The organism is Burkholderia sp. MSMB1498, assembly GCF_001526245.1.
Taxonomy (GTDB): domain Bacteria; phylum Pseudomonadota; class Gammaproteobacteria; order Burkholderiales; family Burkholderiaceae; genus Burkholderia; species Burkholderia savannae.
The window spans coordinates 1-15,212 of sequence record NZ_LOYJ01000009.1; the positions used below are offsets into that span (position 1 = coordinate 1).

12 protein-coding genes are annotated in these 15,212 nt (G+C 67.4%); all 12 read right to left on the reverse strand.

Going from position 1 to position 15,212, the window contains the following annotated elements; genetic code table 11:
• Positions 1-396: 396 nt before the first annotated feature.
• Positions 397-672, reverse strand: a complete 276-nt coding sequence (locus tag WS91_RS01895) for a hypothetical protein (RefSeq protein WP_059669640.1) — start codon at positions 670-672, stop codon at positions 397-399.
• A gap of 311 nt (positions 673-983) precedes the next feature.
• Complete coding sequence (locus WS91_RS01900) at positions 984-1,295, reverse strand: hypothetical protein (protein ID WP_059579704.1); 312 nt, start codon at positions 1,293-1,295, stop codon at positions 984-986.
• A 147-nt stretch (positions 1,296-1,442) separates the two neighbouring features.
• Positions 1,443-1,802 carry a DUF6277 family protein gene (locus WS91_RS01905; protein ID WP_038755417.1) on the reverse strand — a complete coding sequence of 120 codons (360 nt, stop codon included), beginning with the start codon at positions 1,800-1,802 and terminating at the stop codon, positions 1,443-1,445.
• A gap of 58 nt (positions 1,803-1,860) precedes the next feature.
• A complete protein-coding gene (tssM, locus tag WS91_RS01910; RefSeq protein ID WP_038755419.1) occupies positions 1,861-5,364 on the reverse strand; it encodes a type VI secretion system membrane subunit TssM in 3,504 nt (1,167 codons plus the stop codon).
• Complete coding sequence (gene icmH / locus WS91_RS01915) at positions 5,361-7,016, reverse strand: type IVB secretion system protein IcmH/DotU (RefSeq protein ID WP_038755421.1); 1,656 nt, start codon at positions 7,014-7,016, stop codon at positions 5,361-5,363. The genes tssM and icmH overlap by 4 nt, the downstream gene beginning before the upstream one ends.
• Before the next feature lie 82 nt (positions 7,017-7,098).
• Entirely contained in the window at positions 7,099-8,460 is a 1,362-nt protein-coding gene (tssK, locus tag WS91_RS01920; protein ID WP_038755423.1) for a type VI secretion system baseplate subunit TssK, read from the reverse strand.
• Entirely contained in the window at positions 8,457-9,050 is a 594-nt protein-coding gene (locus WS91_RS01925; RefSeq protein WP_038755425.1) for a type VI secretion lipoprotein TssJ, read from the reverse strand. Before WS91_RS01925 ends, tssK begins: the two co-directional genes overlap by 4 nt.
• Before the next feature lie 5 nt (positions 9,051-9,055).
• The gene (locus WS91_RS01930; protein ID WP_038755427.1) at positions 9,056-9,445 is read right to left on the reverse strand and encodes a DUF4150 domain-containing protein; all 390 of its coding nucleotides are present in this window, start codon (positions 9,443-9,445) and stop codon (positions 9,056-9,058) included.
• 36 nt (positions 9,446-9,481) lie between these two features.
• Complete coding sequence (locus WS91_RS01935) at positions 9,482-10,174, reverse strand: DUF3540 domain-containing protein (protein ID WP_059645855.1); 693 nt, start codon at positions 10,172-10,174, stop codon at positions 9,482-9,484.
• A 2-nt stretch (positions 10,175-10,176) separates the two neighbouring features.
• A complete protein-coding gene (locus WS91_RS01940) occupies positions 10,177-11,247 on the reverse strand; it encodes a pentapeptide repeat-containing protein (RefSeq protein WP_059669637.1) in 1,071 nt (356 codons plus the stop codon).
• Positions 11,247-13,463 carry a DUF2169 family type VI secretion system accessory protein gene (locus WS91_RS01945; RefSeq protein WP_059669638.1) on the reverse strand — a complete coding sequence of 739 codons (2,217 nt, stop codon included), beginning with the start codon at positions 13,461-13,463 and terminating at the stop codon, positions 11,247-11,249. The genes WS91_RS01940 and WS91_RS01945 overlap by 1 nt, the downstream gene beginning before the upstream one ends.
• A gap of 3 nt (positions 13,464-13,466) precedes the next feature.
• The coding region (locus WS91_RS01950) for a type VI secretion system Vgr family protein (protein ID WP_059669639.1) at positions 13,467-15,212 on the reverse strand (1,746 nt) is incomplete at its 5' end.

Here is a 15,212-nt window from a genome sequence, read left to right on the forward strand (position 1 = left end):
CCCCGGGCCTGTCGCGGTTCCCCCGCTCCCTTTAGCCCGTGGTCTCCAGCGCCTCTATCTCGCATGACGCCTCTTGATGGAATAAATACTTTCCGACGTCTTGCCGCCCGAATTACCGTTGCGCGGCGACGTGTGTTATTGAACCGAGGATTCTGCGATGCAGCATAAGATATCGAATCCTAAATGTAAACATTTTTAATTCGATTTTCATTTTTCGAAGCAAGTTTCGAAAATGCACTCTCTTATCACCATCATGTCGATATGGAATTATCGAATAAGCCCAATCGAGCATTTACGGCACCACTTTTGAAAAACGACATCGCACCCTTATCTCGATCCGAGCGCGCACGCGAGAATCGCCGCCGCCGAAACCGCGCCGGCGCACGCGGGCCGAGCTCAACGTCCGCCGTTCGCGAGCCCCATGTACATCACGCGGCAATTGTCCGCCGGGTCGACCATCACCCGCACTCGCTCGCCGACGCGCGGGATATTCCCCAAATCGATGAATTGCTTGATCGTCACGTCCCACGATGCGCCATTGTGGTGAATGCGCAGCTCGACGCGCATCATCGGCACGTTATTCAGCGTCACACCGGTTTGGCCGATATTCACGACATCGGCCACGGCCTCATAACCATTCTTCACAACGGTCTGAGCCCGAACCGACGACATGACCGTCGACAAAGTCATTGACGTCGTCACTACCACGAAAATCAAGACAATCGCCACCAATACGCCGACGACGCTGATTATCGAAGTCTGGAACATAAATGCGCTCCCTTTCCGTCAATAAGACACTCCTGGTTGATTTCGAGAAGAGCCTCGATTACTCCCCCCGTAAATCGACGGTTATACGATAGTTTCATGATCGTTCAATCAGCTTTCGCGACGAAGACGCAACGCGCCGCACGTCGCGAAAGCCGTCCGACCCGCCGCATCGCCCACATGGCGGCCTGCGGCCGGCTCGATGCGCGGCCGCTCGGTTACTTGCGCGCTTCGTTCAGCGTCGCGTCACTCGTCTCCTTAGTGGACGAGGTCGACGAAGTCGTCGGAGTCGACGTGGCCGCCGCCGACGACGACGGCGAGCGCACCGAATCGATCGCCTTGCGCGTGCGCGTCGACGTCGCCTGCACCGCCTCGTCGGTCGCCGAGCGCACGCCCTGGTTGACCTGCGACGTCGCCGCCTGCGTCACCTGCTCCTTCACCGACTGGAACAGCTGACCCAACTGCGCATGGCTGCTCATCGAGATGAGCCCCACCACGATCCCTGCCACGATTTGCTTCGTCATCGACATCTCTCCATCCTCACAAAAGATTGAAACGGGCGCGCCGGCGCGCGCCCGGAATTCGCCTGTGCACCGCCAGGCGTCGCGCGGCGCGCGACGACGCCCGCGCGCGAAGCGCGCCGACGCCGACGCAGCTGCCCACGCAGCCGAACCGCATCACTTTCCGGTCCTGAACGGCGCGAAGAAGATCGACGGCATTTCCTCCGGGAAGCCGACGGCGTTGGTCGGACGCAGGTCGCGCATGTCGACGTTGAAGTCGTAGGTCTTCTGACGCTGCTGGTTGTCCTGGTGGATCATCACCTGCTTGTCGACCGCGGACTTGATCGACGACATGTGCTCGAGCATCTTCGAGCCCACATCCTGCACGTTGCCGATCAGGTTGCTCGCATTGCTCGACGACGCCGTCGACAGATTCGGAATCGAATCCATGAACGGCTTGGCCATCGAGCCGCTCGCATCCTGCCCGTACTGGTGCGCGTTATTGCATGCGGCGAAGATTTCCTTCGGATCAATCATGTCTTGCTCCTTTTCAATGTGCGCGCCCTGCGGCGCATGAATACCGATGCTCGACGCATCACGACGGACACCTGAACGACTGCAGGATGCCCGACCATATCGGCGACGGCAGCGTGAGCGCCTGCCATTCGATGCGTACCGTGCCGAGGCTCGTCTGATACAGCCGCTCGCGACGGTCCGCGGTACCCGTGCCGCCGATCGCCTGCCCCGCGTCGAAGAAGCGGAACAGCGCCCACGGCCCGTCGAACTGCAACGTCGTCATCCGGCCGTCGACGGACTTCAGTTGCAGCTTGATCGCGAGCTGCGTGTTCTGGTTGGTCCAGTCGATCCGGTGCGGCGACGTCACGCCGTGCGCGAAGCGCAGCGTCTGTCCGCCGACCACGAGCTGCGCTTCGGACAACTGCGAATCCATGTCGATGAAGCGCAGCACGGTCGACACACGCAAGTGCCCCGAATCGTCGAGCATCGCGCCGCGAATGCGGTCGGCCGTCTCGTACGAATTGAGGACCGACTGGCTGACCATCCCGTTCGGCCCGCCGTTCGAGCGCAGCGCCTGCCACGGCTTCGCGGACGTGTCGACGTACGCGGCGAGGTGATCGCGGAAGTACGTCGCCATCAGGCCTTGCGAGCTGAACAATCGTTCGAAGTCCTCGACGCCCGCGTCCGCCTGCGTGTTGCGGCGCAACGGATAGCGGCCCGTGAAACCCTGATCGCAGACCATCTTCGTCGCGCCCGCCGCGCCGCGATTGAGCAACGCGCCGGATTCGCGCGTCGTCATCGTGCTGCCGCTGCTCACGAGGTCGAGCATGATTCCGCGCACGGGCTCCGGCTGACGCGCGGCCGTCTCCTTCAGCCGCGAGAACGCGTCGTACTGCGCGGGCAGCACCTGGCCCGCCTGCAGCGCGCCGTTGACGAGCCCGAGCTGCCGATACAGCGGCTCGAACAGGCGCGACAGCGGATTGGTGGCCACCGAGCTGTTGCGGTTCAACTGCGCGGCGAGCTGGCGGATCGCCTGGAAGTGCTCTTCGACGACGTGCTCGGGCAGCAGCACGGTCCGATAGTGCTGGCCGCTCAGCTCGCCGACGATCTGCCGCCGGCCCTTCTCGAAGCGGTACTTCTGCCGATCGATCCAGCTGTCGATGTTGCCTTCGTCGCTCGCGCCCGTGAGCGTCGTCTCGCGCGCGGCGAAGCGCAGCAGGTTCGCGAGCGGCGACTGCGCCTCCATCATCGCGGCCGCGAGCTGCGACGCGTCGTCGAGCCCCGTCACGCCGCGCACCGTCACGTCGTTCAGGAAGTTCTGCCAGGCGCCGATGTAGTCCTGAAGGAACTGGTTGCGCGCGGAATCGGCGAGCTTCTGCACGAGCCCGTCGATCTGGAAGCTGTTGCCCGACAGCGTCTCGTCGCGCAGCACCCAGCTCTCTTCCTCGAGCATCGCGCGCGCGCTCTTCTGCAACCTCGGCAGGAACACGTCCGTGTAGCCCGCGCGCGTGAACCAGCCGGACACCGCGGTATCGGTCGACGGCACGTTGCTGCGCATGCGCAGGCTCATCGCCGCCTCGAAGCCCGCCGCGCGCGACAGCGAAATGTCGTTCACCTGCTGCGGCAGCCCCTGTGCGTGGATGTGCTGCAGCACGCGCGTGACGAGCGGAATCTGCGCGGCCTTCGCGCGCGCCGAGCGCACGAGGTTCGCGTCCTCCGGCGTCGCCGGCACGTTCTTCAGCGATATCAGCGTGCGCACGTGCGCGAGCAGCGAGCGCCGGTCGTCGTCCGAGTACTGGCCGCCCGACAGCGTGTCCCAGCGGCCGTCGAGCCAGCGCACGACGTCGTCCGCCGAGCGTCGATCAGGACGGCAAAGCATCAGGTAGACCTTCAGCGTCTGGTAAATGTCGCCCGGCGTGCCGTCGACCTGCGACACGAGCGTGCGCCGCACTTCGTTGTACAGCTCCGGCATCAGCATCTTCTGCAAGTGCCGGTAATAGGTGTCGCGCGCCGTCTCGGCGACGAGCCCGTGCTCGAAGTACGGCGTCGCCATCCCCTGCGCGGCGTCCTCGGCCTGCAGCTGCGCGTAGCGCATCTGGTTCGCGATCTCGATGAGCGTCGAGCCGCCGTCGTTACCGTACGACGCATCGGCCTGCGCGAGCCGCTTCGCCTCGGTGAACTGCGCCCACACGCCGTCGAGGTAGTCGCGCTCGGTGACGTAACCCCAGCCGAACCACAGCAGGAGGCCCAACACGACGATCGGCACCGCGCTCCAGCGCAGCGCGTCGCCCAGGCGGCCGCGCCACGATTTCGGGCCGCTCGGCCGCACGGCGTCGCGCTCGAGCGACACCTGCCGGATGAGCGGCGTCCACAGCTCGTTCAGCGACCGCGACGGCACCGGCAGCCCCGCCGCGCCGGCGCCCGCCGCGGCCGCCGGATGCGCATCGGCGAGCTCGGCCATCGAGCCGAGCCACACGCCGCGCAGCCGCGCGGCCGTACGCGTGTCGCCCGGCGCGAGCGCGACGTGCAGCCATGCGACGAGCGCCTTCTGCATGCGGCTCAGCGTCTCGACGAAGCGCAACTGCGCATGGTTCATCGACACCTCGGTCGCGGCGGGCGCGGAATACAGCACCTGCTGCTGCACCCGCTGCTGCAGGCCTTGCAGCGCGTATTGCCACGTCGCGTCGGCGCGCGCGGCGTCAGCCTCGGCGCCGTCGTCAGGCAGGCTGAAGCCGACGCCCCTCACCCACTTCGACGCGTCCAGCAGCGACAGCGTCGACACCGCGCCGTCGAGCCGATCGAGCCCGTTCAGCGCGACGTACACCTGCACCTGCTGGCCGAACGCCTCGTGCATCTCGTCGAGCCGCGCGCGCACCGAGTCCGCGAGACGCTTGCGCGCGTCGAGCGGCGCATCGATCATGTCGACGCCGTCGAGGCACAGCACGACGCCGCTGATCGGCGCGCCCTTGCGCAGCCGGCGCATGCCGCGCAGCAGCTTGCGCCAAGCTTCGAGCTCGGCCTCGTCGACACCCGCGCGCAGGCTCCAGCGGCCGCCGACGTCGAACCACACCGCTTCGCGCGTGATCCGGAAGTTGAAATCGTCGCCGCGGCCGTACGTCGCGTCGGAACCGAGCACGCGGTCCTGCACCGAGCCCGACACGTTGACCGCCTTCGCGACGAAGCTCGTCTTGCCACTGCCTTCCGAGCCGAGCACCAGATACCACGGCAGCGTCGCGCGATGCTGGCGCGTGAGCGCGCCGACCCAGCGCTTCCAGCGGCCGCGCGGCTCCTTCTGCCAGCGCTCCTTCAGTTGCTGGTCGAGGGTGCGCAGATGCTTGTCGACGAAATCGAGCTGCTTCGTCTTCGGCGCGACCTTGACCTGCCGCGGACTCATCGCGAGCCGCGCCCAAAGGCGCGCGAGCGTCGGCCAGAAGCCCCAGATCAGCACCAGCGCGACGAGGATCTCGCGCACCCACACGGGGCCGAGCGGGTGATAGATGCCGAACGCGAAGAGCGGCCCCACCCACCAGATCAGGATCGCGATCAGGATCGCCGCGAATACTCTCAAGCTCGTGCGAATCATGGTTGACGGCCCTCCGTCGTCGCATAAGGCAGTTGTCCTTCAGGCGCGATCTCGACGCCTTCCGGCATCGCCGGGCGCATCGGGACCTGGCCGGGCTTCTCCGGCTGCTGCAGGTTCAGGTTGCGGTCGTGGCGCTGCGCGCCGTCGGGAATCACCTTCCACAGCACGTCGACGCGGCGGTTGCGCTCGTACGCGGCGGGCGTCTTTGCCGTGTCGATCGGCTGCCCGTCGCCGCGCCCCGAATACTCGATGTTGCGCTGCACCGAGTTCTCCGGCGCGCGCGCGCCGCCCGGCAGCGCGGTCTTGCGCAGTTCGTCGGCGACGGTGCGCGCCCGCGCTTCCGACAGCGCCTGGTTGTCCGGGAACTCGCTCGTGCGAATCGGCCGCGAATCGGTGTGGCCGATCACCTCGAGGTCGCCCGGCCACGGCGCGAACGCGAGGCCGAGCCGCTCGATGTTGTGCATGAAGTCCGGTCGCACGTTCGCCTTGCCCACGTCGAACGCGCCATCGCTCTTGAACACGAGCAGCCAGCCTTGCGGATGCTTGTACGCCGTGAGCCACCCTTCCGTCAGGATCTGCGGCAGCGGCGGCGGCAGCGTCTCCGCGATGTTGATCGTGCGCGTGGGCGGCATCCACGCGGCGAGCGCGTTGCGGATCGGCCGCCCCTGCGAATCGAGCCACAGGCTGATCGCGCCGTAGGCGAGCGCGAGCACGCCGAGCGCGACGACCGCCGCGCGGCCGGCCGTCCACCACGAGCGGCGCCGCTTCGCGGGCGTGACGAGATCGGTGCCGAGCGGCTCGGGCGGCACGTGATGCCAGATGAGCGCATGCAGCTGCGAGCGCAGGTCCTGCAACAGCACGTCACCGCGATCGAGCACGCGGTAGCGGCCCTGCCAGCCGAGCGACAGGATCAGTTCGTAGAACGACAGAAGCGAGATCGGCGGCTCGGGGGCCTTCATCCAGCGCGACAGGTCGGCGAACGCGTCCTCGCCGCCCCACGCGTCGTCGTGGAATTCGACGAGCAAGCTGCGCTCGCCGTCGTAGACGACTTGCGAGTGCTCGCGCGCCGAATCGTTGACGGTCTCGTCGAGATACGTGCAAAGCAAGTACGACGCGTCGCGGATCTGCTCCCATTCGCAGCCGGAGCCGGCAAGCCGCTCGCGGTAGAGCCGCACTTCGAGCCCGAGCTGCGTGCGGATCGCGGCCTGGTTGAGCGGCCCGGCCGCGAGATGCCGCTGCAATTGCAGCACCGCGGGCAGCGCGTGCGACACGAACGGGTTGTTCCAGCTCGCCTGCTGCAACCCCGCCTTCATGATCGCGGCCTGCTCGCCCTGCGGGTTGTAGACGACGGGCGACGCCCCGCGCGTGTCGGCGGGCGCCGCGGCGCCGCCCGGCACCGGGAATTGCAGCACGGCGGGATTGCGGGGCGAGCCGTCGGCATGCGGCAGCGCGTCGCTCACGGGATGCGCGCTCGCCGCGCCGCCCGACGATGTGAAGCTCGGCGCACCCGAGCTCGCCGCGCCGCCCGACGCGGCGACGTTCGTCGTGCCGGTGGTCGACACGGCGGAACTCGACATCGCCGCGCTCGACAGCGACGACAGCGTCGGAATCCGCGTCGCGAGATCCGGATTCGCCGCCGCGCGATCGAGCATGTTGGACGCCATCGATACGCGGCGCAGCGTGGTGGACAGGTTTCGTAGCAGGCTCATAGCAGATTGCGTCTCATGTCGTGGGTCACGCCACCTTGCCGTCTCTCAGCCCCCAGGCTTCGAAGCGAAGATCGGGGAAATCGCCGACGATGCGCAGCGCCATCGCCGAGCCGGCGAGGGTCTGCTTCCAGAACGGGTCGGTCGATTCCACTTCGAAGTACGTGCTTTGGGCGTAGTAGGGAATCTGGCGCGGGGGATTGGGCAACGCGTTCAGACGCGCGCCCGGCAGTTGCAGGTCCACGAGCTTCTGGATCTGCTCGACGGCGCCCAGCTTCGTCTGCTGCGGCAGCAACTGCCGCAGCTTCTCCGCCGGCATCGCGGCCGAAAACGCGAAAATCAGTTTCTTCAGGTTCCACTGCTTGTCGATGATGCAGATGTGCACCTGATCGCCGCGATCCTCGAAGCGCAGCGGCAACACCGGCGTCTCGATCACGCGCGCGAGCGCCTGGCGCAGCATCATCGCGAGCGGCTCGAAGCTCGTCTGAAGATCGTCGTGGTTGTAGCCGAGCTCGCGATCGGCGAGCTCCTCGTCGACGCCCGGCAGCACGCTCAGGCGCCCGAGCAGGCCGACGAGCTCGTGGTACAGCATCGCGGGCGGCAGCGGATCGAACGCGTCGAGGTTCGCGAGACGCATCCGGTACTCGGCGATCGCCTGGCGCAGCAGCAGCTCGATCAGATCGGCGACGCCGCCGCCCGTCGACAGCACGCGCTGCGCTGACGTGCTCGCGAGCCGCACGCGCAGCGTGCTCTGCAATTCGTCGATCAGCGAGCGCAGCACGAGATGCGCGCGCGTGTCGAGCAGCGGCGGGATGAAGCGCGGATCGAGCGACACCGTGCGGCTCGCATTGCGGCCCGCGACGCGCGCGATCGGCAGCGCGACTTCATCCGAACGCAATTGCGACTTCCAGCAAAGGCGCGAAACGAGCTGGCCCGTCTCGATCGTCAGGCGCCGCGGCGTGCCGGGCGCGTCGAGCCCGACCGCGAGATCGGGCACTTCGGTCGACACCGCGCGATAGCGCGACGCCGATGCGACGTCGCCGAACGCCATCTCCGGGCCGCCCGTGCGCGCGGCTTGCAGCGCGAGGCACGCGATGTCGCCCGCCTGCGCGAGCTCGGTCTCGAGCGGCGGCGGCAGCGGATCGTCGGACGGCAGCGAGAACGCGGTGCCGTCCTGGAACACGCCGCGCGCGTGGCGCAGCCCGAGCCTGCCGAGCCCGAGGCCGTCCTGATCGAGATCGAGCAGCGTGAAGCCCCAGCCGTGATTCGACGTCTGACCGAGCCGCAGTGCGGCCTGATGCGCGAGATGCCGCTCGAGCTGCTGGAAGTGCTGCGTCTCGATCAGCATGCCGTCGCTCCACGCGACCGGTCCTACCGGCAGACTACTCATTGCCTGCTTCTCCTTGTCCCATAGGTGGTTTTCGTCTTGCGCTCGGGCGGCGGCTCGTCGATGCGCACGGCCGATGCGGACATCACACCGCCGACGGGCACCGGCCCCGGCAACAACGCGTTGTAGATGCCGTCGCGGTCAAGCCAGACGGCCATGTGAATCAATCCGCGGCCCTCGACGCGCACGCGCAGCGGCGCGTAGTTCGCCGGCCGACGCGCGTAGTCGGCGTCGGCGACGAGCCAGAGATCGCCCGAGCGCGGCAGGCTCAACGAGAACTGCAGCACCTGGTTCGGCGCGATCACGTGGCGCGAATCGGCGACGACCGTGCTGTCCTGCCCGCGCGATGCGCACGACGAATCGTCGCCGCCCTGCGTCGGCAGCCAGTCGGCCGCGGTCACGACGTACACGCACGTCTGAATCGGACGCGCCTCGCCAGCCGGCGCGGCGTTCAGGCGGCCGCCGCCGACGAGCGTCACGTGCAGTTGCCGCGGTTCTTCCGGCTTCGACGACGAGAACGCCGAACAACCGGCGAGCACGCCGAGCGCGAGCGCCGCCGCGATCGATTTGAAGGGGCCCATCTTGCGACGCACGATGTTCAGCTGAGAGTCATCGTGATCGTCTGCGACGGAACGGCGGAAAAGCCGGCCGTGTTCTGGTTGTTCGGCAGGTTGGTGTCCGTGAGCCGCGTCTGCGGCGCACCCTGGATCATCACCTTGCTCGAGCCTTTCGCGTGTCGCGACGGCCCCGACACCGTGCCCGACGCGACGCCGCCCATCGAGCCCGGCTCGTCGCTGTGAGTGACCGGAATGATCGTGTTCAGGTTGTGCACCGGACCGCCCGCATAGATGATGTTCGGCACGTTCGGCACGGCCTCGGGCTTGTTCGCGATGTTCGTGTACGGCATGGGAATGGCGAGGGGCGGCGTCTTGCAGACGTCGTTCCCCGGCGCGATCGCCATCCCCCCGGCTGAGCAATTTGCAAACATGACTACCTCCTTCAAGAAACCGGGCGCGAGCGACGCTCAGCCCATGTGAATCTGGCCTGCGTCGATCTTCAGCAGCGACGCCGCGGTGACGACCGCGCTCTTCGCGTGCATCGCCATGTGCCGCTCGGTGTGGACGACCGTGCTGCCCGCGTGCGTCGCGTCGGTGCCGCTCACGTGCGTCTGGCGCTCGGCCGCCGCCTGCGTCACCACCTGCGCGCGGCTCGCGAGCTGCGCGGCCTCGAGCGACAACCGATCGCGCGCCTCGACGCGCACGTCGCGCGCGCGAAGCGCGACGTGCGCGTCGCCAAAATCCAATAAGACCTCGCGGTTCTTCTCACCGCGCTTTTCGCCGCCCGCCGCGCCGCGCTCGAGCACCGCGAGCACCCAGCAGTGCTCGCCTTCGCGGCAGATCTGCACGAGATCGCCCGGCTCCGGCGCGACCACGCAGCTCACCGCCTTCCTCGCGCGCAGCACGACGCCCGGCTGCACCGCGACGGGCCATTCGCCCGCCGCCGTGCGCTTGCCGTCGATGCGCGCGAGCGTCGTCGACGCGGCGGCGGGCGAGGACGATGCCCGCGCATCCGCCGGCTCGGCTTGCTCGCATGCCTTCTCATCGCGCACGCGCGCACCGCCCTTCATGATCCGCGTCAGCGCGTGACGCGACGCCGCGTCGTCGTCCGATTCGTATGCAAGCGCGTCGTGCGCGACAACCATTTCCCGCATGCTCATCGTCAAACTCCTCTTGCTCCCGGTTGGACTCGTTGCCACCAAAGCTGATCATCAGCGCCGGTGGCTTCCTCGAATACCGCATCCCGCGTGTCGGCCGCCGCCCACACCGGGCGAAGCTGGCCGATCAGATTGCCGCCTCGGCAATCGGCGCCGCGCAGGTCGACGCGCTCCAGATGCAGGCCGCGTGCATCGAGCTGCTGCAGGTGCGCGCCGGACAGGTTCACGCGCGTGAGCCACGCGTCGCGCAACGCGATCCGCTGCGCGCGCACGCCCTGCAGCGAGCTGTCCGACACGCTCGCGCTGTCGAAGATCGCCTGCGGCAAGTCGCTGTTCGTCACGGTCAGGCCGTTGACGGTCGCATGATCGAAGCTCGCGAGCGGCAGCCGGCTCGCGTGGATCTCGCCCGTCGCCCACGTGCTGTGCGACCATGCGGCCTGCTTCAGCTCGCAGCCCTGCACGGTCAACCGCTCGATGCGCGAATCAATCCAGCGCACGTTGACGCCGCGGCATTCGACGAGCACCGCGTGCTGAAAGCCGCTTTGCCCTGCGATCAGGTTCTCCAGCCCGACGGATTCGAGCCGCAGCTCGGCCAATTGGCTGCCGATCCACGACGTGTCGCTCCAGTGCCCGCCGCGCAGCGTGACGCCCGCGTAGTCGCCCGCGACGAGCGACACGTGCGCGCCGCGCACGCCGTCGAACAGCCAGCGCGCGCCCTTCGACTGCGCGCACACGACGTCCTTCAGCAAGCTGCCCGTCCACGTGCCGCCCTCGATCTCGCATTCGCTGAACGACACGCCTTGCAACGCGCTCTGCGTCCACGCGCTCGCCCGGAGCCGGCTCGACTCGTACGTGAGCTTCAGCAGCTCGCAGCGATCGAAGCGGTTCGCATCGAACGTGCAGTTCACGAAGCGCAGGTTCGACAGCCGGCAGCCCGTCCATTCGACGCGGTCGAAGTGGCAATCGACGAACAGCGTGTCCGCCAGCGCGACGTCGCGCTGCGGCAACGTGTAGTGCTGCCCCTCGACGACTTCGGGCAGCGGCGGCGGCGGCACCGTCGAGCGGATCTTGCTCATCACACCCTCCTCGGCACGTCGAGCTGGCCGGCGTTCAGATTGCCGCGCCACGCGCCTGCTTCCGGCGGGTGAATCCACGACGTGCGGACCCGAACGAGATTGCAGTCGCGCATGCGCGTCTGCCGCATGTCGGCGCCATAGAACATTGCCTCCTTCAGCGAGCAGCGGTCGAACGACGTGCCCGTCAGTTGCGCGTGCATCACGTTCGCGCCGTCGAGCACCGTGCGGCTCCAGTGCGACTGCTGCGCATGCAGATGCTGCGCGTTCAGTTGCATGAACGAGCAGTGGTCAACCTGCACGCGGTCCGCACGCAGCTCCTGCAGGCTCGACGACTTGAGCACGCAGTCGGTGAGCCGCGCGCCGTTGATCGACGTGCCGTGCGACAGCACCGCGAACGTGAGCATGCTGCGCTGCCAGACGCTCGCGGACAAGTCGGTCAGCAAAATGCTCGGCTTCGCGAGCGTGCATTGCGACACCGCGAGGCCCGCCATCGCGCATTCGACGATCGCGAGATCGTCCGCGCGCACGCGCGTCCAGGTCCAGCCGGGCGCGCTCACCTCGGACCACGACACCGAGTTCCATTCGACATCCTGAACGTCGCCGCGCACGCCGCCGCGGCCCTGCACCGACAGCATCGACCACGAGCCGCCCGCCACTTTCAGATCGTCGAGCCGGCATTCGTCGATCGAGATCCGCTCGATCTCCACGTTCAGCCACGCGCTGCGCTCGAGATTGCAGCGCTGGATCTTGCCGCCCTTCCACCAGCCGTCGCTCATCTTCACGTCGGCGAACGAGCAGTCGACCGCATGCACCTGATTGAGCCGGCAGTTCGTCCATTCGCTGCGATCGAGCGTGCAGCGCTCGAAGCGCACTTCGTCGAACTTCCAGCCGTCGAAGCGCAGCGACGACAGATCGGCGTCGCGAATCGTGACGTTCGCGAGCTCGGGCGTCTTCGCCTGACGCAGCCGCGTGCGCCAGTTTTCGCCGCCGCGCGCCGCGCCCGGCAGCTTCGCGTTGCGATTCGCTTCCTCGAACGCCGACAGCCGTTCGCTTGCGTCGCGCGCCTCGACGAGCTGCCGACGGTTCTGCTCGACCCGCGCACGGACTTCTTCATAGCCGCGCGGCGCCGGTGCGAAGCGCGGATGGTCTTCCGCGTCGAGGATCATCTCCCAGGTCCAGCCCCTCGCGACAGCGGGCATCAGTTCGTGATCCGCCTGTTGCAGCGGATCGGTGCAGTTCAGGTCCGCGCGCTGATCGGCGAATTTCATCACCGCGTCGACGTCGATCCGCTCGGCCTCGTCCTTGAATGCGGTGACGAGCATCGTCGGGCTGTCGTCGAGCAGGAAATCGAGCGCGACCGCGCCGTTCCACCACAGCACGCCGATGCCGCGATCGGGCAGGAACCACACCGTCTGCTGCTTGAACGACAGGCGCTCAATGCCCGGGCGGCCGTTGCGCGTCACGAGCGCGACGGGCACGAGGCGCGGCAGCTCGCCCGCGAAGCCCTCGCCCTGCGGCCCGAAGCCGCTCAGCTCGAAACGCGCGCCGGGCGTCCAGCATTCGCCGCGCGCCCATTGATCGGGCGCCGCCTGCTGGAAGAAGCGCAAATCGACGTTCGCGGGCCAGCCCATATGCGTGCCGTCCTGCGCCATCGCGTCGACCGTGCCCGGCCGCGTCGGCATCCATTGCGTGCGCTCGGGCCAGTCGCTGCCGATCGCGCCCATCGCCGCGAGCGGCGCAGGGCCGACGCCGAATGTGCGCAGCTGTTGCAGCGGCGGCGTGCCGGACGCCACGCCGAACGGGTTTTCCTGCGCGCCGCCCGCCGCCGCATGCCGGTGATCGATCGCGATGCGCGCGAAGCCGCCCTGCGCATGCTCGTCGCCGAGCTGCGTCGCGCACGAGACCACTTTGCGCACGCCGTCGAACTCGACCCATGCAGTCCAGTCGACATTGCGCGAGCTCGCGCCGGGCCCGACGGAATGCGTCGAATGGCCGGCGAGCAGCCATTCGGCGCGCTGCTTCGGCAGTGCCGATTCATACAGCGGCAGCGACGGCGCAGCTGCCTTCAGCGCTTCCCAGACAGCCGCTTCGTGTACGAGGATCGACGGCTGATCGAGCCTGAAGCCCATGCCGATGCTGATCCCGAGCATCGGCTGCGCGCCGATCTGCGTATTGGTCGTGGCCACGAGGGCCGCTTGTGGTTTGATATGTCGCATAGGTCAGTTCTTCGTCTGCATCCCGAGCTTTTTCAGATCGATGCCCACGTCCGAGTAGCTCGCGCCGATGTACGAGAAGCTGAATCCCGTCACCGACATGCTGCTGCCCGTCGTCGATACGCTCGAGCCCGTCGTGCCCACCGAACTGCCGGTGGCCGACATGCTCGAGCCCGTAATGCCCGTCGAGCTGCCCGTCGTCGACATCGACGTGCCCGTGATGCTCGTCGAGCTACCCGTGTTCGACATCGACGTGCCCGTGATGCTCGTCGACGTGCCCGTCACCGACGTGCTCGTGCCCGTCATGCTGCTCGACGTGCCCGTGTACGACAGCGATACGCCGGTGGTGCTCTGCGACTGCCCGGTCGTCGACATGCTGACGTCGGTCCATGACGACGAGATGCCCGTCATGCTGTTCGACACGCCCGTCACGGAATTCTTGGAACCCGTCAAGCTCGTTGACACGCCGACGAACCCCGTGCTGATGCCGGTGAAGCTCGTGTCCACACCGACAAACGACGTCGATACGCCGGTGAAACCCGTGGTCACGCCGGTAAACGATGTCGACACGCCGGTGAAGCTCGTGCTCACGCCGGTAAACGACGTGCTCACGCCGGTGAAGCTCGCCGACACGCCGGTAAAGCTCACCGACAGCCCCGTGTACGACACCGAGATGCCGGTGAAGCTGACCTTGATGCCGACGACCGACGTCGACGTGCCATCCACCGACAGGTTCAAATCCTGCGCGATCGACGTCGAGCTGTTGCGCTCGACCGTCTGCTGCATGTCGCGCTCCGCGTGGATCATCACGCGCTCCGCGCCGTGCAGATCGTCGAACGTCAGTTGGCTCGCGTTCGGAATGCCGCCCGCGCGCTTGATCGAACGCGTGACGAGGCCCGTGTAGCGGATATCCTTCGGCAAATCGTAAGGCGTCGGGTTTTCGCCGTTGTAGACGATCCCCGTCGCGAGCGGCCGGTCGAGATCGCCGTCGACATAAACGACGATCACTTCCTGCCCGACCCGCGGCATCGCGATCACGCCCCAGCCCTTGCCCGCCCATGCCTGCGTCACGCGAATCCAGCACGACGCGTCCGCTTCGGTCGTCTTGTAGCGGTCCCAGTGGAAGTGCACGCGGATGCGCCCGAGCTTGTCGGTGTGCACTTCCGACATCTCCGGGCCCACCACCGTCGCGCTCTGGATGCCCGGCACCCGCGGCCGCTTGGTGACGAGCAGCGGGCGGAACGGCTGATCGTCGGCGAGCGCGCGGAACTTCACCGCGACGTTACGGCCCTGCGACGTACTATCCGGTCCGTCCTGAATGAACGTCAGCTCGCTGCTCGTCACGTAGTACCGACGATTGCGGCTCAACGCCGGATGACCGACCAGCGTGAACGCGCGGCCCGTCGCGAGCGCGCGTGCGTTCGCCTCGCCGACGAGCGAGTGCGAGTCCGCCTGGATCGCTTCGAGCCGCAAGCGCGCTCGCCGCTCGCCCTGCGCCGGATCGCTATAGCCGGTCGCATAGTCGTAGTACTCGAGCGGAATGCCGTCAAGGCTCGACAGCTCGACCTGCGCATCGCTGTCCAAGCGCTTCGACGGCGCGTGATAATCGAAGTCGCGCAGCGCGACGTTGCTCGACTTGATCCGCCGCGTGCGCTGCAAGCGCTGCACGCCTTCTCGCCCCTGGATCGCACGCGATTCTTCGCCGTCCGGAAGATATTCGAGCTCGTCGTTCGGCAGCGGCAGATCATCGAT